The organism is Ferroplasma sp., from assembly GCF_037442045.1.
In the GTDB taxonomy this organism is placed as follows: Archaea; Thermoplasmatota; Thermoplasmata; order Thermoplasmatales; family Thermoplasmataceae; genus Ferroplasma.
The window spans coordinates 1-19,561 of sequence record NZ_JBBIRC010000006.1 but is presented as its reverse complement, the minus strand read 5'-3'; the positions used below and the strand labels follow the sequence as shown (position 1 = coordinate 19,561).

Genomic DNA, 19,561 nt, shown 5'->3' with positions numbered 1-19,561 from the left:
TTATGCTTGAAATGAAATTATTTTGAAGTTACAAATTATCAATTACTGTCAGGTAATTATTTCAATCCAAATTGATACAGAACTGCTATGATGCAACATTTCAAATTTATATTTTATTAAATAAATTATATCATTAACAGGATAAAAGCATGTGAAATTTTAATAAAAATATCAACAAAATCAATTCCGGTTAAATCATATAAGGCTATGCCTATTCCTGCACCAAGAAACATTGATGAAAGAAGGTAAGCAAGCGTTCTTATCCCGAAAAATAAGATAACTCCTGCTGCTATGGCAATCAATGCAGCATAAACTCCAGTTGAGGCGTTTATACTGGATGATGAATAATGGAGAAGCAATGGAAATAAAAATTTTATAAACTTCGCTCCAAATAAAACACCAACAATTATTCCAGCAACGGTTTCAATGTTATTTTTTAATCGTATATACTTTTTAATATCCATTAGCACTTATAAACAAATTAATTTATTAAATCTTTGTATATACATTATGTATTAGAATACATATATAATATACTTCAATGTATATTTTAAATTAACATTATATACAAAAAAACAATTAACTTCTATGGAAAACCAATTAAGAGCAAATGCTGTATCATTTCATGGACTAATATTTCAGGGAATGGGGCAGCTTTCACCTTTATTTACATTTGATGGAATAATAAGTGTTGCCGCATTTGCAATGGGAGCCAGCCCCCTTGCATTTCTTGTGGGGCTTATAGCATCGCTTCTAACCGGCAATACCTTATATCAATTTTCAAAAAGAATAGCAAGTGCAAGAGGATATTACGGATATTCTGGATATGCCCTGGGCAGGCATGCAGCCTTTATTACCAGTTATCTTTATCTTATATACCAGCTTGCAAACCTGATTTTCATTCTATCATTCTTTATTATGATATTTAATCCCGCAATTTTGTACCTTACTGGAATAAACGTCCCATATTATTATGGCATACTTTTGATTATTGCAATAAGCATTCCATCATTTTATGCAATTTACAGGGGAATAATCCCGTCGTTTAAATCCCAGATAACGATAAATATTGCAGAAATAATCTTTGTAGTGGCAATATCAGTTATAATAATATTTACATCAAGCGATAATACGTTTGCAGTTTTCACTCCAATTTCAGGATATAAAAACCTGTTTCTTGGTTTTATAACAGGAAGTTTTCTGGCCTATACCGGTTACGGTTCAATAGTGTCACTTGGTGAAGAAGCGAAAGCGCCTGAAAAGAACATAGGAAAAGCCATAGTGGCTATGCTTTTAATTATAGGGGTGCTTGACCTTCTCATTTCCTATTCACTGGTTGTTGGTTACGGAGTAAGCAAAATGGGAAGTTTTGCAAATACTGTTATACCTGCATTTATCGTAATACGGTCGCATATAGGTTTATACGCCTCACTGTTTTTCCTTGCATTCAATTTCTTCATACTATACACACTTTTTAATACTATTGGAACTGCGATAACAAGAAATATATATTCGATGGCACGTGACGGCTATCTACCATCGGTTTTTTCAAAATTAAATAGGTACGATGCGCCGGCAAATAGCCTGTTCCTGCTCCTTGGCATTTTTATATTTATCGGAATTATCTCAACATATATATTTTACAGTTCATTTAGCATATTCGGATTTCTGGATCAATTTATATTTTATGCTACAATAAGCACATTATCAACGCTTATTATACATATGATTGTTAACACCGGCCTATCTAAAGTCCATAAAAACTTAACCTTTGATATTTTAATTCCATCTCTATCAACTATCATAATACTTGTAGCAATATATTATGCCATTTCAGGCCTTGCATTTCCATTTACCTACGCTTTATTTACAATGGGCATTTATGTAATTTTTATAATAGTTCTGGATCTTGTTTATAAAAATAAAACAAAAAGTATAGAATATAAAAAATCCAGTTTTGAGATTAAATAAATTATTTTTTTTCAAGTATTTTTACAATTTCCTGTGTAGCCATTACGGTTGAGACTGCAGAAATTGATTTAAGCGAGGCTTCATGCATTTCTCTACTGTGCGATGAGCAGGAATCAGAAGCTACAACTGTATAATATCCAAGGTTTCCAGCATCCCTGACACTTGATTCCACTCCTATTTCTGTTGCTATTCCAGTAAATATGAGTGTTGTAATGCCCGCATTTTTAAACATATTATCAGCATTTGTGCCAATAAACAGGCTGGCTGTATTTTTGTTAAGTACAAAATCATCCTTTTCAGGTGCAACATCTTTATAAATTTCAGCATCTTCTGAACCTGGTGCCATAAATAGGGGAAGTTTTGAGGGATCAGCAATGTTAAATCTCTTCATAAAACTGTAAATGCTGGACGAAGCCATATATCTGAATGGCAATGGAGTTATTTTTGTATAAAGAACAGGAATCCCCTTTTGCCTGGATGCAGATATCAGGCTTTTAACATTGGATATTAATTCTTCTCTGTTAAATACATTCTTTACAAGCCCATTCTGCAGGTCCCAGTTTACCAGCAATGTGTGTTCCGGCTCCAAAATTTCTTCAACATTTTCATATATCTTTTTATTTCCTAGAATTTTCATATATTTACATTCTACTGGCATATATTATTTTTATGTAATTTTCAAAGTCCATGCTATTTGAAATTAAATCATTATCAAGGAAATCTATTAATTTTTTTGAAATTGCGGGATTATTTCCGCATGTGCTTATAGATAATGTAATTCCATTAATTTTTTTACTAGACACCATCATAATATCTGAATTGATATGATTGCCTGTATCGTCGTGCAAAATATTGTTTTTTTTGCAGATATAAGATATTTCTTTATTTACTTCTGGATTATTGGTTGTGCATAACACCATAAAATAAGCATTTTGTATATCATTACCAGTTATTTCTCTTTTTATAATGTTAATTTTCCCTGCTTTTCCAAGATCAGATATATAATCTGTTACTTCAGGAGATATTACAGTAATATTTGCCCCCTCACTTAAAAGTTTTTTAATCTTCCTTTCTGCAATTCTTCCGCCACCGGCGAAGAGTATTTTCTTTCCATTCAATTTTATATTAAACATCATATATGCTGTTATATATAACTCATAAATTAAATTAAGTAATTTTCTATGTTATCCAGAACAGTTCCATTTTAATTAGTTGCAGTAAGAAAACTATTAAAGTTAAATCCCATTCACTTTTATGCTTAATGAAAATGAAATGGATGTTTTAAAATATGTCAGGGAACTTGCTGAAACCAAAATAAAACCACTGGCAAAAGAAATAGATGAAAAGATGGAGGTCCCAGAGGATATTATTCAGGCAATGAGAGATATGGGATTATTTGCATCATATATTCCGGAAAAATATGGTGGGTATGGATTGAGTTTTCCATTCCTTGTAAATGCAATTGAAATAATATCAGAGGCATGCCCGAGCACAGCACTGGTACTTGACGGTGCACTGACTTTATTTGCCGAGCCCCTGATAATGTTTGGTTCTGAAGAATTAAATCAGAAATACTTAACAGAAATTGCCAGAGGCGCTGTGGGGGGGCTTGCAATTACTGAGCCAGGGTCCGGGAGTGATGCCGCATCCATATCAACCAGGGCTGAAAAATCTGAAGGTGGATATAAGATCACTGGAACTAAAACCTTTATCTCCAATGGAAGGCTTGCAAAATTTTTTGTTATGGATGCATCAACAGATAAATCTAAGGGTTACAAAGGAATTACAACCTTTGTTGTGGATGGAAATGCACCTGGCCTGGAAATAAGCAGAGATATACATAAAATGGGAATAAGGGGTTCAAGCACCGTGGAGTTGAATTTCCATGAAGTTTTCGTTCCTGAATCAAATATAGTTGGAGAATACAATAAAGGCTTTTCAGTAATAATGGACACACTTGATGCTGGAAGAATTGGAATAGCAGCACAGGCACTGGGAATAGCTAAATCAGCTTTTAATGAGGCATTAGAATACATAAATACAAGGAAGCAGTTCAATAAGAAAATTATTGATTTTCAGGGAATTCAGTTCATGATAGCCGAAATGGAAACCAGAATTAAAGCGTCAGAGCTTCTTGTTAAGGAAGCAGCAGAAAAATGGCAAAACCATGAAAATTCTGTAGAGCTTTCATCGATTGCAAAAATGTACGCTTCAGATACTGCAGTTTATGTTTCTGAAAGGTCACTGCAATTATTTGGCGGCTATGGTTATACAACGGATTTCAATGCAGAAAGGCATATGCGCGATGCAAAAATAACACAGATTTATGAAGGGACAAATGAAATCCAGAAAATAATTATAGCAAGGGAGCTCATTAAAAACTTATAAAGTTTTTATATTGCAGAAACATTGGTGTATGATGTTAACAGGCCAGAAAATTGATTTTTCCTATCATGATAAAAACTACAGTGGGATATATATCAGCTCAAATAAAAATACAGTGACCATTAAACTGGACAGTGGTTATAATATCACCATTAATAAAGAATCATTTACATTAATTAAGGAATATAACTTTGAAGAAAAAAAGAATAACATTCCACCTCCAGGGAACAGCAAATGCGGAGAAAATGGGATATGCATCCTTACCACCGGTGGTACAATAGGAAGCTCTGTAGATTATAAAACCGGTGCTGTAAAGCCAGTAAAAGATATATCGTATTTATATAATTATGTTCCAAATATCAAGAATTTTTCACTTTATCATGAAAATATAGACAATATCCTCAGTGAAAACGTAAATGCTGATAAATGGGTCATGTTTGCAAAAAAAGCAAAAGAGGCAATGAAAAAAGGAAATTCTGTAATAATATTCCATGGAACTGATACAATGCAGTATTCATCATCTGCATTATCATTTATGTTCGAGGAACAGACAGCTCCAATTATATTTACAGGAAGCCAGAGAAGCTCTGACAGGCCCAGCAGTGATGCTTTCCTTAATATAGAGGGCTCTGTACACTTTGCAGCTATGGATTATGGTGAAGTAGGCATAGCAATGCATACAGGAACATCGGATAATTCAATTTCACTATACCGGGCTACAAGAACAAGGAAAATGCATACAAGCCGCAGAAATGCATTTATTTCCATAGATGAACCAGAACTGGCTGTTTATTCAAATGGCAAAACAATAATAGAGCGGGAGATACGAAAAAGATCGGATAATATAATATTAAAGGATAAGCTTGACAAAAATATAGGTTTAATATATTTCTATCCCGGAATGGCAGAAGAGGATTTTTATAACCTTTCATATAATAAAAAAGCAGTAATAATAATGGGTACCGGGCTTGGCCATGTTTCTAAAGGAATAACCGGAGTTATAAAAAAATTATCGAAAGAAACAGTATTTTTTATGGCATCCCAATGCATATATGGGAATGTAAATATGAATGTCTATTCCACTGGAAGGGAACTTATGGAAGCTGGAGTAATATCCCTTAAAGATATGCTGGCAGAAACTGCAATGGCAAAAGCCATGTATCTTTCTGCAAATTATCCTGATAAATTCACTGATTTAATGGTGAAAAATTTAAGGGGAGAAATTGAAAATACAATAAAGTGATAAATATGAAAATAGGCCTTGAAATACATTTTCAGTTAAAGGGAAATAAACTGTTCTGTTCCTGCAGTACAGAAGGTGCAGATATCAGCAATTCATTCAGCAGGAAATTAACTCCTGTAATGGGTGAAATGGGCAAAATGGATACTGCTGTTGCATATGAAACTATAAGAAATAGAAATTTTAAATACACGGTAAGCAGTAATGCGTGCCTTGTGGAAATGGATGAAGAACCGCCACATCCAGTTAACGATGATGCACTGAAAACTTCAATTGCAATATCTGAAGCGTTACACTGCAAAGTTATGGATTATGCATCTTTTATGAGAAAAATAGTTGTTGACGGCTCCAATACTTCAGGTTTTCAGAGAACTGGTATTATTGGCATGGATGGTTATGTAAGCACACCAAAGGGAAATGTAAGGGTTTCAACCATAACTCTTGAAGAAGATGCTTGCAGAAAAATATCTGAAAAAAATGATTCAGTTGAATATTCCCTTGATCGGCTTGGCATACCACTGATAGAAATCTCAACAGAGCCGGATATAATAGATCCAGACCATGCACTGGAAACTGCGAGGAATATAGGGCACTATGTAATGTCCATGCAAAATTTTAGAGGGGAAGTGGATTCCATAAGGCAGGATGTTAATTTTTCAATGGGTTTTGGGAGAGTTGAAATTAAAGGTGTTTCAAAGCTTTCTTTTATAAAAGATACAATAGAATATGAGATTGCAAGGCAAACATCGCTTAAAGAAATCTCAGGTATCCTTGCTGATAAAAATCCTGTAATAGGGGATTTTAAAGATATAACTGAGATCTTTGCAAATACAGAATCAGGAATGATAAAAAAGGCAATTTCATCAGGAAAATCAGTTATGTGTGCAAGAGTATCGCATTGCAACAAATTGATGAAACATGGTAATTATAAACTTGGAAGGGAATTCGCTGATGTTGCAAAAAACATGGGCATCGGGGGATTGATGCATTCAGATGAATTTCCCGCATATGGCATTTCCAGTGAAGAGCTGGAAAAACTGTATTTAATATCAGAAAAAAATAATGATGATGCAGTTATAGTTGTTCTTTCAGATAAATTAACAGTTTCAAAACTTAAACCACTGCTTGATGAAAGGCTGGATAAGATATTAAAAATGCAGCTGGAAGAAACAAGGGCGGCAACAGCTAATGGAGAAACAAGATATTTGCGGCCACTTGCAGGAAAAGAGAGAATGTACCCTGAAACAGATATACCTGTTACGCAACTCACTGAAGCAGTAATTGAAAGCACTCTTGCAATAATTCCAAAATCACTGGCTGAAACTATTGGAGAACTTACAGGAAACTACGGGCTATCTTCAGTTGAATCCGAAGCCCTGATAAATAATAATTTACTTTCAGCATTTAAATCAATAATCAATTATTTTAATAATGCCCATTTGCTTGCTAGAGTACTGTTGCAGACAATTCCAGAAATGGAAAAACGCATAGGCAGAAAACTTAATGACAGGGAAATGGAAGATTTACTTGGAAAGCAGTATAAAAATCAAAATGGTACAGGAAAAGAGGGAACAAGCAAATCTATTCTTCAAGTAGCAGAAAAGAAAGGCTGGAATAAAGATGCTCTCGAGAAAGCAATATCATTATATCTTCTTGAAAAAGTTCCTCTTGATCAGCTGGAAAACTACGGGGAATTAAACATGCTTAATGATGAACAGATCAGGAAAATTATTGGCGAAATCATGGAACAAGAAAATGTTAATGAAAAAAATTTAATATTTATTTTCAGAAAATATACAAAAAGTTCTTTTAATCCGGCCGAAGTCATAAAAATATTCGGAGAAATTCAAAAATAAAACTAATAATTTATACTTTCAAAAACTAAAAATTTAGACATAACTTATTGATTATATTGTTATTAGAAATGCCGAAATTTAAATATTTTATTACCGTTCGATATAATTAAATAGGCTGTAAAAATATAAGAACAATGTTACAGGGATACGCTTCAATTGTGATTACCATAATTTTACTGGTGCTTGCACTATCCCTTGTATTTAAGATCCTCCCAACTGTAGGAGATAACAGAAATAAAAAAGGCGGGATCAAGTTCAGCATAAATAATATAGTCAGAAACATTGATATTGAAAATAATCCACCGGGCGACGATTCATATCGTGAGCCATACGAAAGCGGTGAGGTTGCAGTAGAATATGAGGAAGGCCATATTACAGTACAGTATTATGTTATAATATTTCTTTTCATTTTATTTGATATAGATATGCTGTTATTGCTGCCCTGGGCATTTGATTTCTATGCACTTGGGATTACTCCATTTATAGAAACTATAATTTTCCTGGCAATGCCACTATTTGCTGTTTTTTATGCCTATAAGAAAGGGTATATGAGGTGGATGAAATGAAAACAGGGGATATAGGCATAAAAACTACCACTCTTGATAAAGCCCTTGAATGGGGAAGATCAAATTCTTTATGGCCACTTACAATGGGACTTGCATGCTGTGCAATAGAAATGATGGCTACACAGGCGGCCGATATTGATCTTGCAAGGTTTGGAAGTGAAATATTCAGAAATTCTCCAAGGCAATCAGACCTAATGATTGTTGCCGGTACAACTACAAAAAGGATGGCTCCAAGGGTAAAGAGGATATATGAAGAAATGCCGTATCCAAAATATGTCATTGCCATGGGTGTCTGTGTTATCCAGGGAGGCCCATACGTAGACGGTTATTCCGTAGTTCTCGGCGTAGATAAGGTAATACCAGTTGATGTATACGTTCCAGGGTGCCCTCCGACGCCACAGGCTCTTACCTATGGATTAATTACGCTCCAGAAGAAAATCAGAAATGAGACTGACAGGTGATCAAAATGTACAAAATTTTATCTGAAGAGGCTGACAAATCCGGCATGAAGGTTCTAAATATAGATAAATCAGATTTGCTGGAGCTGATGAACGATTATAAAGGTAATGGTTATTATTTATCATCTATAACCGGAATCGATATGAAAGACCATCTGGAAGTAATTTACCATATCCATAATTTTGATAAAAATGATTATGTTGCTGTTAAGGTATCAACAAATGATGAAAAGGTACCTTCATTAACCAAACTATGGAAAGCAGCGGACTGGGATGAAAGGGAGCAATACGATCTTGTAGGAATAATATTTGAAGGGCATGACAATTTAAGGCGTATAGTGCTTCCGGATGAATGGGTTGGCCACCCCCTTAGAAAGGATTATGATTTGAAAAAGGTTCAGTACATAAGCATGGACAAAAGCGGAAATGAGCATGTGAGCTTTGATGAAAAGGAGGGCTGGTAATGGCACACTGGATAGAACTTAATGTTGGCCCCGTGCATCCAGCTACACATGGGATATACAGGTTCAGGGTAAAACTCAATGAAGAGACTGTTGAGGATGTGGACATAACTATCGGTTATTTACACAGAAATGCTGAAAAAATCTGCGAATTAGGTTATTATTCAAACGCTACAATATATTTTGACCGTATGGATTATATAGACGCAATGAACATGGAGCTTGGTTATCTAAGGGCAGCTGAAACATTAATGGGCATGGAAGTTCCTGAAAGGGCACAGTGGATCAGAATGATTGTGGCTGAACTGAGCAGAATAGCATCAAGAATGGTGGGAATTGGGGCTGTGGGGCTTGATCTTGGCATGCTTACTCCCTTTTTTCACACATTCCATGAAAGGGAAAAAATACAGAGAATCTTTACCGAAGCTTCCGGTGGCAGGCAGGAAGTAAATTATATGAGCATCGGCGGAGTTTACCAGGATTTTAACGATAAAATTATTGAAGAAATTAAAGAATTTATCTCCCAGTTTAAGGGCAAGCTGGAAGAAATTGTAAAAATGTATGTTGACAGCGAGGTTTTCTGGCAGAGAAACCAAGGAATAGGCATACTGGAGCCGGAAGTGGCACTGGATTATGGTGTTACAGGGCCAATGTTGAGGGCTTCAGGAATAGGCTACGATGTGAGAAAAGATTCACCTTACTTATTTTATGATAAAGTTAATTTTGACGTTCCTGTTGCACATACAAAGGACAATTTAGGCAGATTTCTTGTTAAGGTTGAAGAGCTACGGCAATCTGCAAGAATAGTAGAGCAGTGCCTTGATAAATTGCCAGATGGCCCATATTTCAATCCTAAGGCCAAAAAGGCTGCTATGTTATTGTTAAAAGCACAGGGCGACGTGTTTACACGGGTTGAATCGGAAAGCGGGGAGTTTGGCGTTTTCATACGTGGCGATGGAGGAGTAAAGCCATATAGAGTTCATGCAAGAAGCCCTTCCTTTAAAAATCTTGCAACTGTGCCAATTATGTCACGTGGGGGCATGATAGCAGATTTAATTGCCACGATAGCTTCTGTTGATGCTGTTGCCGGAGAGGTGGACAGATGAGCCTCCTGTTAAGTATTCATCAGTGGTTTTCTTTCCTTGGAAATTTTACTTCATTTGGTCTTGCATATCTTTTGCAGACTATTGTTGTACTTGCCTTTGTAGGAATTTCATTTATTGCTTTAATATATATTTTCAGAAAATATATGGCAAGGATACAGAGAAGGGTTGGCCCAAACAGGGTTGGGAAATATGGCCTGCTTCAGCTGATAGCAGACCTTTTTAAGCTGCTTGGGAAAGAAGCCATAATGCCTGAAAGAAGGGACGACCTTGCATATAAGATAGCTCCACTCATAGTTATTATTGCTACAATGCTGGCATTCATGCTGATACCATTCGGTGACCTGGCATATTTCGGGTCTATTGCTGTTACGCATTCAAAAGTTACACTGATACTGATGTTTGGAATACTTTCCATACTTCCAATAGGCGAAATACTTGGTGGAATCAGCACAAAAAGCAATTATGCACTTCTTGGAACCATGAGGGCTGTTGCAAAGGATATTTCATTTGAAATCCCCATGATGATAAGCGTCCTTGCAATAGTTATGATATCATCCAGATCATATGTGACCGGCGGAGCTATTAACGGTGGCTTCAGCCTCTCTGCAATTGTTTCCAATGAAATTATCCCATACGGAATAATAGAGCCACTTGGACTCCTTGTCTTCTTTATTTCTATGGTAGCAAGAGCTTCTTATTCACCATTTGATCTTGGAGAAAGTGACAGTGAACTTATCTCCGGATATACAACAGAATATTCTGGAATGAGATTCGGCTTATTCTACGTAGGATTATTTGGAATGGTATACCTGAGCTCTTTTCTTGTAGCTGTATTATACCTCGGTGGTGCAAATGGCCCATTTGATAACTATGTTGGCTTTGTATACCTGTTAATCAAGACTATAATATTGGTGCTAATAGCATTCCTGATCTGGGTTACTCTGCCAAGGATAAGGATAGATAAATTTGTAAATTTAGGATGGAAGTATCTGCTTCCATTATCAATGATTAATCTGGTTTATGCAGGTTTATTCGTATTGTATATAAGGTGATAAAAATGGTTGGAACAGTTAAAGAACTTAAAATGCCAAAAAAACCGGTGCCTGTTATCGGGTCTTTGAAAGCCATGGTGAATATGGGAAAGTATATGTTCACAAAGCCCGTAACAACTCAATATCCGGAGGATAAAGGTGAAATACCTGAAAGATTCCGATACAGAATATTCCTTGTTCCAGAGGCATGTGTTGGATGCACATTATGCTCAAAAATATGCCCTAACCACAGCATAAAGATGGAGCACTGGGACTTTGACCGATCAGGGCTTGAAAATAATGTTGTCCAGACAGCAAGGGGTGATAGAAAAAACCTGCAGAATAAGAGGAATATATATCCAGACGTTAACTTTGGCACATGCACAGTTTGCAGGCAATGTGAGGAAATATGCCCCACCGATGCAATATATTTGACACATCAGTTTGAAGATTCCAGAACAAGAAATAGTTTTACATATTCTCCAGAGGAACTGACAATGCAGGAGGAGGATGTTATAAAATGATATACACTATTATATTCCTTATACTGGCGGCAATAGGAGTAATTATGGCACTCAGCGCCATAAGCTCAAAAAATCTCATACATTCATCCATATTCCTTTTAATGCTCATGGTGGTATTTTCTTCAATTTTTATCTTCCTGGGCCTGAGTTTTGTTGGAAGCGTTGAGCTGCTTGTGTATACGGGATCTATAGTAATCTTAATTGTTTTTGTTTTAATGCTCACAGGAGGTAAGGACGTTGAAGAATAAAGCACAGAAAATTGCTGTGATCGCATTCATAATAGTAATAGGGGCAAATCTGCTCACAATAAGCAAAAGCTTTACCCCGAAATCGCAGGATATTTCCAGAATAGGCATATTGCTGTTTTCCTCATACATAGTTCCATTTGAACTTCTCTCTGTTTTGCTTGTGGCATCCATAATAGGAATAATGTATATAGTTGGAGATGATGAAAAATGAATATAATTTATATACTTTACCTTTCATTGATTTTATTTACTATAGGAATCTATGGGGTAATTACTTCAAAGGTCGGAATGAAGGTAATAATATCTCTGGAAATTGTATTGAATTCTGCCCTGCTTGATGTTATCGGCGTGGCATCATTATATTATTCCACATCTGCAGTTGTTTTTGCATTATTTATAATTGCAATAGGTGTTATTGAGACTTCCGTTGGAATTGCTATATTTACTTTAATTTCCAAAAAATATGGGAAAATAAATATTTCATTGCTGAGGGATATAAAATGGTAATTAACATATTTTATTTCATATTCTTGCTTCCGCTTTTCGCTTTCCCGTTAGAATATATAACAGGCAGATACAAATTGAAATATTCAGGCATTTTCAGCACTGTTATGATTCTTGGATCGCTGATTCTGGTCATAATGGCATATCTGGACCTTCTCCACCGCAACTATATATATTCCCATTATACATGGTTTTATAACATAGATTTTGGAATTTACATAGACCATTTAACTGTAATCATGGCAATGATGGTAGCCTTCATGTCATTGATGATAACACTATTTGCTTTGTTCTATATGAAAGATGATCCAAGGAAGAATATCTATTTTTCAGAAACATCGCTTTTTATAGCTGGAATGCTTGGTCTGGTTGTTTCCTCTAATCTTGTGCTTTTCTTCCTTTTCTGGGAAATAGTTGGATTATGTTCATATCTGCTTATAGGCTTCTGGTTTTTCAAGCCAAATGCAGCTGCTGCTGCAAAGAAAGCATTTATTGTTACCCGTGTTGGAGATTTATTATTCATAATTGGAATGGGCGTGCTGTATTCTAAACTTGTAAATGTGGTGCCTTCAGGAACAAGCCCGTTGAGCATACCGTATTTGATAAACAATGCACAATCTATTGCTTCTGCAATAGGTCCAAACGTCCTTGCGATGGCAACAATTCTCTTCCTTGCAGGAGCTGTAGCTAAATCGGCTCAGTTTCCATTGCATGTATGGCTTCCAGATTCAATGGAAGGGCCAACTACCGTTTCTGCTTTAATCCATGCAGCAACTATGGTAACAGCCGGTGTTTACCTTGTTGCCAGATTATTTCCACTGTTCTATTATTCATCATCATATTCATTATATGCAGTTGTAATTATCGGGTCGTTTACCGCATTTTATGCAGGCATACTCGGAATAGTAGTTAATGATATCAAGCGTATAATTGCTTATTCTACAATAAGTGAACTGGGATATATGATGGCCGCTATTGGGCTTGGAGGAGTAATTGGATACTCCGGAGTTGCTTTTGGGATGTATCATTTAGTAATTCATGCAGTATTTAAGGCATTGCTGTTCATGGGGGCAGGAGTAATACTTGTTATGCTTTTGGAGTTAAGAAATGTAAAGGATATGGGCGGACTTTTCAAAAGAATGCCAGCTACAGCAATATTGATGCTTATTGGAACTATTACTCTTGCAGCCATACCGCCAACGGCCGGTTATTTCTCAAGGGATCAGATAATTTCAGGTGCATATGAATATTTTGTTAATTCAGGCAATATAATACCCTGGCTTTTGCTATTGTTTGGCGAGGTTCTTACCGCTACATATGCATTTAGATTGTATTTCCTGGTATTCCTTGGAAAACCAAGGTCAAAGATCGCAGAGAATGCGCATGATCCCAAATTGATTTATCTATCGCCTCTGATTGTACTGGCATTCCTGTCACTTACCCTTGGAATTATACAGAAGCCGTTTTACAAATTTATTTATGCATCGGTAAATATTTATTCGCCACCCCTTGCAATAGCCGCATTGCCTGTTGTATTTTCATTTCTTGGAATAGCTATAGCATATGCTATATATCGCTACAACGTAAATGGAAACACAAAAATAACAAAGAATCCGCTTTATAAGATTGTAAAGAATAAATTCTATTTTGACTGGCTTTATACAGAAATAATAGCGCAGAGAATTATACTTCCATTTGCATACTTTTTAGGTATACTGGACAGGGAATACAATGAAAAAGTAGATTCAGTGGGTACTGAAATATCCATACTTGGAACGGATTTCAGAAAAATAGAAACAGGAAATATTCCGTTTTATGTGGCATTTTTAATAATAGGAATGGTTGTTATTTTTGCTGTTATTGAGCTAATAGGGGTGATTTAAATGTTCTTGCTTTACTTTTTTATACTGTTCTTTATAATGACAGGATTGAGCTTTTTCGGAGGAAAGCATTCAAAGTCTGTAGCTTTAATATCACTGGGAATACTTACAGTGTTATTTGTTATATATTCTGTATTTGATTTTAGAAATTACAATGGCGGTGTCATCTCATATTATAATGTTCTGCTTGCAAACTCCAATATAAATGGTGTAATAGTGCATATTAATTTCTCCCTTGGGCTTACAGGATTCTCGGATTTGCTTGTGCTGATAGCGTTGCTTGTGTCAATCTTCGCCATATTGATGGGAAGCAAATCACACGGTGCATATTTTTATGGCCTGTTTATGGCTGCAGGATTTGGGCTTACAGGATTATTCATGGTTCGTAACCTTCTCTTCTTCTACATATTCTGGGAAGCTGTTCTGATACCTGTATTTTTTATTATTGGAAAATATGGAACCGGAAGCAAGGAAAGAAGCTCCTTGAAATTTTTAATATATACGCATATTGGTTCATTATTCCTTTTGCTTTCTATATTTACACTGTCTACATACTATTTCTTAAATACAAACATATTCACTTTCCAGATCAGTGACCTGATGAACATTAACTTTATGGCAACTATTCCATCATTCGCATTCTATTTTATAATATTTGGATTTTTGCTTGCATTTCTTATAAAACTGCCCACATTTCCATTGCATGAATGGCTGCCAGATGCATATTTTGATGCACCATATTCAGGCACAATACTACTTTCTGGCGGCCTTGTGGCTATGGGTGGATATGGCCTTCTTGGAATACTCTACCCAATAGCAGGGCTATTCCCAAAAGACCTGGCATATTTTATAATATTGCTTGGCATTATCAGCATCGTATATTTTGCATTCTCAGCGTTGTTTGAAACGGATTTAAAAAGAATGGCTGCTTATGGGAGTGCTGCGGAGATGTCATTCATAACAATCGCTTTTGGAACCGCATTGCTTTCAACTGGATATGTTAGAACCATGGACCTCTCCGGAGGAATGTATCAGATTATAGCACATGCATTTGTAGCATCTTTGATATTTGCTTCACTTTCTTTTCTTTACAAGAGAACGGGAACTTCAAAGATATACGAACTCGGTGGGCTCAACAGAGAGATTCCGATCCTCTCATCGTTTATTCTTGTTGGCATGCTTGCTTCTCTTGGATTGCCTGCACTGGCTGGTTTTATAGGTGAATTTTCCGTTACCATAGCTGCATTTCAGAGCATTGGATTTTATACATTATTTATCGTACTTGGCCTTATAATTATTGCTGCATTCATGATCTGGGCTGCACAGAGGGCATTATTCGGATTTTTCGACGAAAGGCTTGGCAGGCTAAAAGATATTAGCAAGCAGGAGTTTGCCATTCTTTTTTCAATTATGGCATTATCCATATTCTTTGGAATATATCCCACACTATTCTTTAGAATACTTACTGCCTACGCATCTCATCTTGGGGGATTAATATGAATTATGAATATCTTTACGCATTGGTACTGCTGGGAACCGCAGGATTTATAGCACTGGCTGCTGGAATAAAAACAGACAATAAAAAAATACTTGGAGGATTCACTTTTATCGTTTTAATAGCTGCATTTTTTATTATAATGTTCCAGAAAAATAATTACAGCATAGCATCACTGAACATTTCCTCATTTGACTCATACTGGGCATTGATATTCCTTGTGTCAATAATGGTAATTATTATACCATCAATGAACGATATAAAGAAGAGATTTGATGTTTATTACGCTATCCTGCTATTTATGGCATTATCAATGGTTATAGCAGCATATACCTATAATCTGATAGTACTGTTTGTTTCATTTGAAGGAGTAAGCATAGCCACATATATATTAACCGCATTTAACAAGACCAGGAGAAATCTTGAGGCTTCACTTAAATACTTCATGATAAGCACTGTTGGCACATCATTTAATATTATGGGCATAGCCTTTTTCTATCTATCAACTAAAACATTTAACCTGAATGCTGTTGGAACAATAGATTTTAACCACTCCCTTCTGCTTTCACTGCTATTTATAACAATAGGATTTGGATTTAAAATTGCAATATTCCCAATGCAGCAATGGGCAATAGATACATATGACGGCGCTCCAAATTCCGTTTCTGCTTTTCTTTCCACCGGAGGAAAACTTATAGCTTATATGATACTTCTTAAATTCCTGTTCCTTGGTTTTATACCTGACTATAATTACGTATTTTTCCTCTTCGCAATACTTGCAATACTGACAATGACCTACGGCAATCTGGCAGCTTTAATGGAAAACAATCTAAAGCGCATACTTGCATATTCCAGTGTTGCACAGGCCGGATACATGATTCTTGTATTTGCATTAATAGGGTACTCATATTATCCAGCTGTTCTTGTTTCCAAACAAGTATTTGTGAGGTTCGCCATTTCGTCTGCAATGTTTTATGCCATAGCATATATATTCATGAAAGCCGGGCCTTTCATAGCAATGAGCCTTGTAAAGAAGGATAAAGTGATGATAGATGATATTGTAGGGTTGAGCAAGAAATCCAGATGGACAGCGCTGTTCTTTGCCATAATGCTGCTTTCCCTGGCAGGAGTTCCGCTTACCGGAGGCTTTATTGCTAAATATTTCCTGTTCTTTTCCCTTATCATAGGAGATCTCTGGTGGCTTGCAGTAATAGCAATAATGAACAGTGCCATTTCGATATTCTATTATTTCAGGATAATTATATATTCATACAGAAAGGAAAGCGATAATGAATTCAACATGGCTCCCGGGATAAAATATAGTGTCATTATCATGGGATTGATAACCCTTGGCCTTGGAGTATCATTTGCCCTTTACACATATCTGGCAGGTATAGCTATAATATAGGTGATAAAAATGAATGCTGAAGATGTAATAGAAATATTCAAAATGTCCGTTGTCAATGGCGATGTTAATAATGCATACAGCATAGTTGATAAAAACATGAAATTATACAAAAAGAAAGGATTGAAAAATAAAGAAGAGTTCATGCAATACCTTATAAACACGTTAAAAGGAGAAATAGACCCGGAGGATTTATATAAGATCTATTCTGATGATAAGTACAATATATTCCCATTTATCAGGGATTATAAAGAGTATATATTTGCACTGGTAGATATAATTAAATATTCAATGAACAGATACAATATAAAATATCCTGAATTTGATGGAAAGAGGTGTGATGACCTGTGAACTATATGGAATGCTTTAATAATATTTCAAATGCCTATGAGGCAGCAGAAGCCATACACTGCATTCAGAAATGCGGTGAAACAGTATTATACGATGACCATGAAAAGCGCCTGATACTCTGGCGTGAAATATATGACAAAAGCCCGGAAGAGCATATGATAAAAATTAGCAAGATCCTTGAAATTAATTCAAGAGAAACCTATGAATCTGCGGATAAAAGATATAATTTAACAATGTATTAATCTAATTCAATTTCTGTTTTAAATCCCAGTTCCTTATATTTCTGCAATATTTTTTGTATTTCTTCATCGTCATAAGTTTTCTCATTAAAATTCAGCGAAGCAACTTTTTTCTCCTTATTTATTATAACAAATCCAATTGTTTTATCTTCCGGCATAATTTCATCTGTTCTTGCATATTCTTCTATATATTCCTCAAGGCTTTCTACTGGAAGCGGAGATGTTAATACTTCAATTAAATCCCTGAACGAATCCTCAAATCTGTCAGCAAGGACACATATAGTTGAAGGGTGCGTTTCACTCATTTTCAGGTTATACATGACACATTTTACCATAATTATCAGAACGTTATTTCATTATTTTATATTTCAATTTTGTTTTATGTTGTGCAAAGATGGCGAATCCAGAATTGAATTACCGCATAAACATTATATTATGCAACACATAATTCATATAGGGCATGTTCGAAAATAAACTAAATTTCAAATGGGCTCTATCAAATTGATGTTCCTCTTTCTATAATTGACCTGATTGATTTAGTATCTTTTCAATCTCTTCTACTTTAATCAATACAGCTTTAAATTCATCTTTTATATTATCAAAATGATATTTATAATCCGCATCGGTTCTTTTAAGTCTAAGAACATTCGTATAATTACTAATTCTGGTTGTGCATTAACATTGCTGTAAATTAACTAAGGATTTGTTAATGAATAACACTGTCAGGTTTACTATTTCCGGATAGCATGGAATAGTTCCATTCCATGTGAATTTATCCATGACAGGATTCACTTCTGCAACAATGAGCTCGATTATGGCCTGAAATGATCTCAGTGGTTTGCCTCTCCAGTTCATTTTTATATACGAAAACATGCGATGCTCAATCCCGTTCCACTTGCTCATCCCGGGAGGGAAATGACATACGGTTATATTCAGATTGGATTCTGTGGCGAATTTCCGTAATTCTACCATAGTAAAAGATATTGCATCCTTATAAAGCATAAAGCTGGTATTCCTTTCACCATATTCTCCAGACCCTAATCCAATAGAATTTATATGGAATGGCATTAAAAGAATTGTTTTAACAGCCAAAATAAATTCTGAAGATGATGTGAAAGAAACTATGAGATCTGGATTTCTGGGGCTATCAGTAAAAAAATCATATGCGAAAGACTGGATAAAAGAATTCTTAAATGATAGTATAATAATGTAGGTAATTAACTATAAATTGGAAACTGGTAAGTCCATTCTAAAAAAATAGAATTTCTTTTGCTTTTGTATTTATTACAAACCAGAATACTCAATCGTTTTCCGATTCATTCTCTTCTTAATGCAGAGAAACGGTTTCCCAACACCATATAATTCGACTCTTTCAGACGAATTAATAATTTTGCTTTTGCAATCTGTATTGTTGGTGAGAATATGTCCATGAGAGATCCATACGCATTCCTTGAGGCAAAGGTTAAGGAGAGAGCGAAAGAAACAAGCAACATCAAGAATGCGATGCTCTTTGACATGGATTACAAGCCGGAAAAGGATACTGATTAGGAAAGAGTTGGGCAAGGTTACTGATTATGCCCAGTAATAATTTGCATATAGTTAAAAGGAGTAATATATTAATTGGAGTATTTAATAGAAGGTGCAACTATGCCCAGATCATATAGATCAGGGGAAGAAAAATTCAATGTAATAATGGAGTCATTTAATAACCCTGATATATCAATAGAAGAAATATGCAGGAACCACGGAATAGCATTTTCTTTCCTTATAGATTATGATCTCTGATTTATTGACAGTTTTACAGATTTCAAAAAATTTAAATAGCACAATTATAATTTAGT

At 35.4% G+C, this 19,561-nt stretch carries 24 protein-coding genes and 1 pseudogene; 20 read left to right on the top strand and 5 right to left on the bottom strand.

From position 1 onward, the window contains the following. Nucleotides 1-125: 125 nt before the first annotated feature. Nucleotides 126-464 (bottom strand): hypothetical protein, encoded by a 339-nt coding sequence (locus WKI77_RS01595; RefSeq protein ID WP_337860083.1) that lies wholly within the window; start codon nt 462-464, stop codon nt 126-128. Between the two features lie 124 nt (nt 465-588). Here WKI77_RS01595 and WKI77_RS01590 point away from each other — a divergent pair, with 124 nt between their 5' ends. Next, the gene (locus WKI77_RS01590) at nt 589-1,971 is read left to right on the top strand and encodes an APC family permease (protein WP_337860082.1); all 1,383 of its coding nucleotides are present in this window, start codon (nt 589-591) and stop codon (nt 1,969-1,971) included. A gap of 1 nt (nt 1,972) precedes the next feature. Here WKI77_RS01590 and WKI77_RS01585 read toward each other — a convergent pair whose 3' ends face one another. Together WKI77_RS01585 and WKI77_RS01580 are read right to left on the bottom strand one after the other, a co-directional pair. Further along, the gene (locus tag WKI77_RS01585) at nt 1,973-2,608 is read right to left on the bottom strand and encodes an isochorismatase family cysteine hydrolase (protein ID WP_337860081.1); all 636 of its coding nucleotides are present in this window, start codon (nt 2,606-2,608) and stop codon (nt 1,973-1,975) included. Nucleotides 2,609-2,612: 4 nt separating this feature from the next. Next, nucleotides 2,613-3,107, bottom strand: coding sequence for a bifunctional precorrin-2 dehydrogenase/sirohydrochlorin ferrochelatase (locus tag WKI77_RS01580; protein ID WP_337860080.1), 495 nt, complete (start codon nt 3,105-3,107; stop codon nt 2,613-2,615). A 118-nt stretch (nt 3,108-3,225) separates the two neighbouring features. On the opposite strand from WKI77_RS01580, the gene WKI77_RS01575 reads away from it, so the two are divergent. From WKI77_RS01575 to WKI77_RS01495, 17 genes are all read left to right on the top strand, one after another. Then, complete coding sequence (locus WKI77_RS01575) at nt 3,226-4,359, top strand: acyl-CoA dehydrogenase family protein (RefSeq protein ID WP_337860079.1); 1,134 nt, start codon at nt 3,226-3,228, stop codon at nt 4,357-4,359. Nucleotides 4,360-4,390: 31 nt separating this feature from the next. Then, the gene (gene gatD / locus WKI77_RS01570; RefSeq protein WP_337860078.1) at nt 4,391-5,599 is read left to right on the top strand and encodes a Glu-tRNA(Gln) amidotransferase subunit GatD; all 1,209 of its coding nucleotides are present in this window, start codon (nt 4,391-4,393) and stop codon (nt 5,597-5,599) included. 5 nt (nt 5,600-5,604) lie between these two features. Beyond that, on the top strand, nt 5,605-7,452 hold the full coding sequence (gene gatE / locus WKI77_RS01565; RefSeq protein ID WP_337860077.1) for a Glu-tRNA(Gln) amidotransferase subunit GatE: 1,848 nt from the start codon (nt 5,605-5,607) through the stop codon (nt 7,450-7,452). A 134-nt stretch (nt 7,453-7,586) separates the two neighbouring features. Further along, nucleotides 7,587-8,018: an NADH-quinone oxidoreductase subunit A gene (gene ndhC, locus WKI77_RS01560; protein WP_337860076.1), complete on the top strand. Its 432-nt coding sequence runs from the start codon at nt 7,587-7,589 to the stop codon at nt 8,016-8,018. Next, the gene (locus WKI77_RS01555) at nt 8,015-8,479 is read left to right on the top strand and encodes an NADH-quinone oxidoreductase subunit B (protein ID WP_337860075.1); all 465 of its coding nucleotides are present in this window, start codon (nt 8,015-8,017) and stop codon (nt 8,477-8,479) included. Before ndhC ends, WKI77_RS01555 begins: the two co-directional genes overlap by 4 nt. 5 nt (nt 8,480-8,484) lie before the next feature. Continuing rightward, nucleotides 8,485-8,940 carry an NADH-quinone oxidoreductase subunit C gene (locus WKI77_RS01550; RefSeq protein ID WP_337860074.1) on the top strand — a complete coding sequence of 152 codons (456 nt, stop codon included), beginning with the start codon at nt 8,485-8,487 and terminating at the stop codon, nt 8,938-8,940. Then, nucleotides 8,940-10,043 (top strand): NADH-quinone oxidoreductase subunit D, encoded by a 1,104-nt coding sequence (locus tag WKI77_RS01545; RefSeq protein ID WP_337860073.1) that lies wholly within the window; start codon nt 8,940-8,942, stop codon nt 10,041-10,043. The genes WKI77_RS01550 and WKI77_RS01545 overlap by 1 nt, the downstream gene beginning before the upstream one ends. Beyond that, nucleotides 10,040-11,095 (top strand): NADH-quinone oxidoreductase subunit NuoH, encoded by a 1,056-nt coding sequence (gene nuoH / locus WKI77_RS01540; protein ID WP_337860072.1) that lies wholly within the window; start codon nt 10,040-10,042, stop codon nt 11,093-11,095. The genes WKI77_RS01545 and nuoH overlap by 4 nt, the downstream gene beginning before the upstream one ends. A 5-nt stretch (nt 11,096-11,100) precedes the next feature. Beyond that, a complete protein-coding gene (gene nuoI / locus WKI77_RS01535; RefSeq protein WP_337860071.1) occupies nt 11,101-11,598 on the top strand; it encodes an NADH-quinone oxidoreductase subunit NuoI in 498 nt (165 codons plus the stop codon). Further along, a complete protein-coding gene (locus WKI77_RS01530; RefSeq protein WP_337860070.1) occupies nt 11,595-11,846 on the top strand; it encodes an NADH-quinone oxidoreductase subunit J in 252 nt (83 codons plus the stop codon). The genes nuoI and WKI77_RS01530 overlap by 4 nt, the downstream gene beginning before the upstream one ends. Further along, the gene (locus WKI77_RS01525; RefSeq protein ID WP_337860069.1) at nt 11,836-12,057 is read left to right on the top strand and encodes an NADH-quinone oxidoreductase subunit J; all 222 of its coding nucleotides are present in this window, start codon (nt 11,836-11,838) and stop codon (nt 12,055-12,057) included. Before WKI77_RS01530 ends, WKI77_RS01525 begins: the two co-directional genes overlap by 11 nt. After that, a complete protein-coding gene (gene nuoK / locus WKI77_RS01520; RefSeq protein ID WP_337860068.1) occupies nt 12,054-12,353 on the top strand; it encodes an NADH-quinone oxidoreductase subunit NuoK in 300 nt (99 codons plus the stop codon). The genes WKI77_RS01525 and nuoK overlap by 4 nt, the downstream gene beginning before the upstream one ends. After that, entirely contained in the window at nt 12,347-14,233 is a 1,887-nt protein-coding gene (locus WKI77_RS01515) for an NADH-quinone oxidoreductase subunit L (protein ID WP_337860067.1), read from the top strand. The genes nuoK and WKI77_RS01515 overlap by 7 nt, the downstream gene beginning before the upstream one ends. Then, nucleotides 14,234-15,730 carry an NADH-quinone oxidoreductase subunit M gene (locus WKI77_RS01510; RefSeq protein WP_337860066.1) on the top strand — a complete coding sequence of 499 codons (1,497 nt, stop codon included), beginning with the start codon at nt 14,234-14,236 and terminating at the stop codon, nt 15,728-15,730. Then, the gene (nuoN, locus tag WKI77_RS01505; RefSeq protein ID WP_337860065.1) at nt 15,727-17,133 is read left to right on the top strand and encodes an NADH-quinone oxidoreductase subunit NuoN; all 1,407 of its coding nucleotides are present in this window, start codon (nt 15,727-15,729) and stop codon (nt 17,131-17,133) included. The genes WKI77_RS01510 and nuoN overlap by 4 nt, the downstream gene beginning before the upstream one ends. Nucleotides 17,134-17,142: 9 nt before the next feature. Further along, nucleotides 17,143-17,481, top strand: a complete 339-nt coding sequence (locus tag WKI77_RS01500; RefSeq protein WP_337860064.1) for a hypothetical protein — start codon at nt 17,143-17,145, stop codon at nt 17,479-17,481. A gap of 5 nt (nt 17,482-17,486) precedes the next feature. Then, complete coding sequence (locus WKI77_RS01495) at nt 17,487-17,723, top strand: hypothetical protein (protein WP_337860106.1); 237 nt, start codon at nt 17,487-17,489, stop codon at nt 17,721-17,723. Here the strand turns inward: WKI77_RS01495 and WKI77_RS01490 are convergent. Both WKI77_RS01490 and WKI77_RS01485 read right to left on the bottom strand, forming a co-directional pair. Beyond that, nucleotides 17,720-18,055, bottom strand: coding sequence for a TA0956 family protein (locus WKI77_RS01490; protein WP_337860063.1), 336 nt, complete (start codon nt 18,053-18,055; stop codon nt 17,720-17,722). The genes WKI77_RS01495 and WKI77_RS01490 overlap by 4 nt on opposite strands. Nucleotides 18,056-18,515: 460 nt before the next feature. Beyond that, nucleotides 18,516-18,686: pseudogene (locus tag WKI77_RS01485) on the bottom strand (ISAzo13 family transposase); the annotation flags it as partial. A 456-nt stretch (nt 18,687-19,142) separates the two neighbouring features. Between WKI77_RS01485 and WKI77_RS01480 the strand changes: the two are divergent. Both WKI77_RS01480 and WKI77_RS01475 read left to right on the top strand, forming a co-directional pair. Further along, a complete protein-coding gene (locus tag WKI77_RS01480) occupies nt 19,143-19,268 on the top strand; it encodes a hypothetical protein (protein ID WP_337860062.1) in 126 nt (41 codons plus the stop codon). A 99-nt stretch (nt 19,269-19,367) separates the two neighbouring features. Then, a complete protein-coding gene (locus tag WKI77_RS01475) occupies nt 19,368-19,505 on the top strand; it encodes a hypothetical protein (RefSeq protein ID WP_337860061.1) in 138 nt (45 codons plus the stop codon). The last annotated feature ends 56 nt before the right edge of the window (nt 19,506-19,561 follow it).

Excerpts from the sequence above, each read along its gene's own strand:
- WKI77_RS01595 (WP_337860083.1), bottom strand. The coding sequence starts at position 464 with ATGGATATTAAAAAGTATATACGATTAAAAAATAACATTGAAACCGTT.
- WKI77_RS01590 (WP_337860082.1), top strand. The coding sequence starts at position 589 with ATGGAAAACCAATTAAGAGCAAATGCTGTATCATTTCATGGACTAATA.
- WKI77_RS01585 (WP_337860081.1), bottom strand. The coding sequence starts at position 2,608 with ATGAAAATTCTAGGAAATAAAAAGATATATGAAAATGTTGAAGAAATT.
- WKI77_RS01580 (WP_337860080.1), bottom strand. The coding sequence starts at position 3,107 with ATGATGTTTAATATAAAATTGAATGGAAAGAAAATACTCTTCGCCGGT.
- WKI77_RS01575 (WP_337860079.1), top strand. The coding sequence starts at position 3,226 with ATGCTTAATGAAAATGAAATGGATGTTTTAAAATATGTCAGGGAACTT.
- gatD (WP_337860078.1), top strand. The coding sequence starts at position 4,391 with ATGTTAACAGGCCAGAAAATTGATTTTTCCTATCATGATAAAAACTAC.
- gatE (WP_337860077.1), top strand. The coding sequence starts at position 5,605 with ATGAAAATAGGCCTTGAAATACATTTTCAGTTAAAGGGAAATAAACTG.
- ndhC (WP_337860076.1), top strand. The coding sequence starts at position 7,587 with ATGTTACAGGGATACGCTTCAATTGTGATTACCATAATTTTACTGGTG.
- WKI77_RS01555 (WP_337860075.1), top strand. The coding sequence starts at position 8,015 with ATGAAAACAGGGGATATAGGCATAAAAACTACCACTCTTGATAAAGCC.
- WKI77_RS01550 (WP_337860074.1), top strand. The coding sequence starts at position 8,485 with ATGTACAAAATTTTATCTGAAGAGGCTGACAAATCCGGCATGAAGGTT.
- WKI77_RS01545 (WP_337860073.1), top strand. The coding sequence starts at position 8,940 with ATGGCACACTGGATAGAACTTAATGTTGGCCCCGTGCATCCAGCTACA.
- nuoH (WP_337860072.1), top strand. The coding sequence starts at position 10,040 with ATGAGCCTCCTGTTAAGTATTCATCAGTGGTTTTCTTTCCTTGGAAAT.
- nuoI (WP_337860071.1), top strand. The coding sequence starts at position 11,101 with ATGGTTGGAACAGTTAAAGAACTTAAAATGCCAAAAAAACCGGTGCCT.
- WKI77_RS01530 (WP_337860070.1), top strand. The coding sequence starts at position 11,595 with ATGATATACACTATTATATTCCTTATACTGGCGGCAATAGGAGTAATT.
- nuoK (WP_337860068.1), top strand. The coding sequence starts at position 12,054 with ATGAATATAATTTATATACTTTACCTTTCATTGATTTTATTTACTATA.
- WKI77_RS01515 (WP_337860067.1), top strand. The coding sequence starts at position 12,347 with ATGGTAATTAACATATTTTATTTCATATTCTTGCTTCCGCTTTTCGCT.
- WKI77_RS01510 (WP_337860066.1), top strand. The coding sequence starts at position 14,234 with ATGTTCTTGCTTTACTTTTTTATACTGTTCTTTATAATGACAGGATTG.
- nuoN (WP_337860065.1), top strand. The coding sequence starts at position 15,727 with ATGAATTATGAATATCTTTACGCATTGGTACTGCTGGGAACCGCAGGA.
- WKI77_RS01500 (WP_337860064.1), top strand. The coding sequence starts at position 17,143 with ATGAATGCTGAAGATGTAATAGAAATATTCAAAATGTCCGTTGTCAAT.
- WKI77_RS01495 (WP_337860106.1), top strand. The coding sequence starts at position 17,487 with ATGGAATGCTTTAATAATATTTCAAATGCCTATGAGGCAGCAGAAGCC.
- WKI77_RS01490 (WP_337860063.1), bottom strand. The coding sequence starts at position 18,055 with ATGGTAAAATGTGTCATGTATAACCTGAAAATGAGTGAAACGCACCCT.
- WKI77_RS01480 (WP_337860062.1), top strand. The coding sequence starts at position 19,143 with ATGTCCATGAGAGATCCATACGCATTCCTTGAGGCAAAGGTTAAGGAG.
- WKI77_RS01475 (WP_337860061.1), top strand. The coding sequence starts at position 19,368 with ATGCCCAGATCATATAGATCAGGGGAAGAAAAATTCAATGTAATAATG.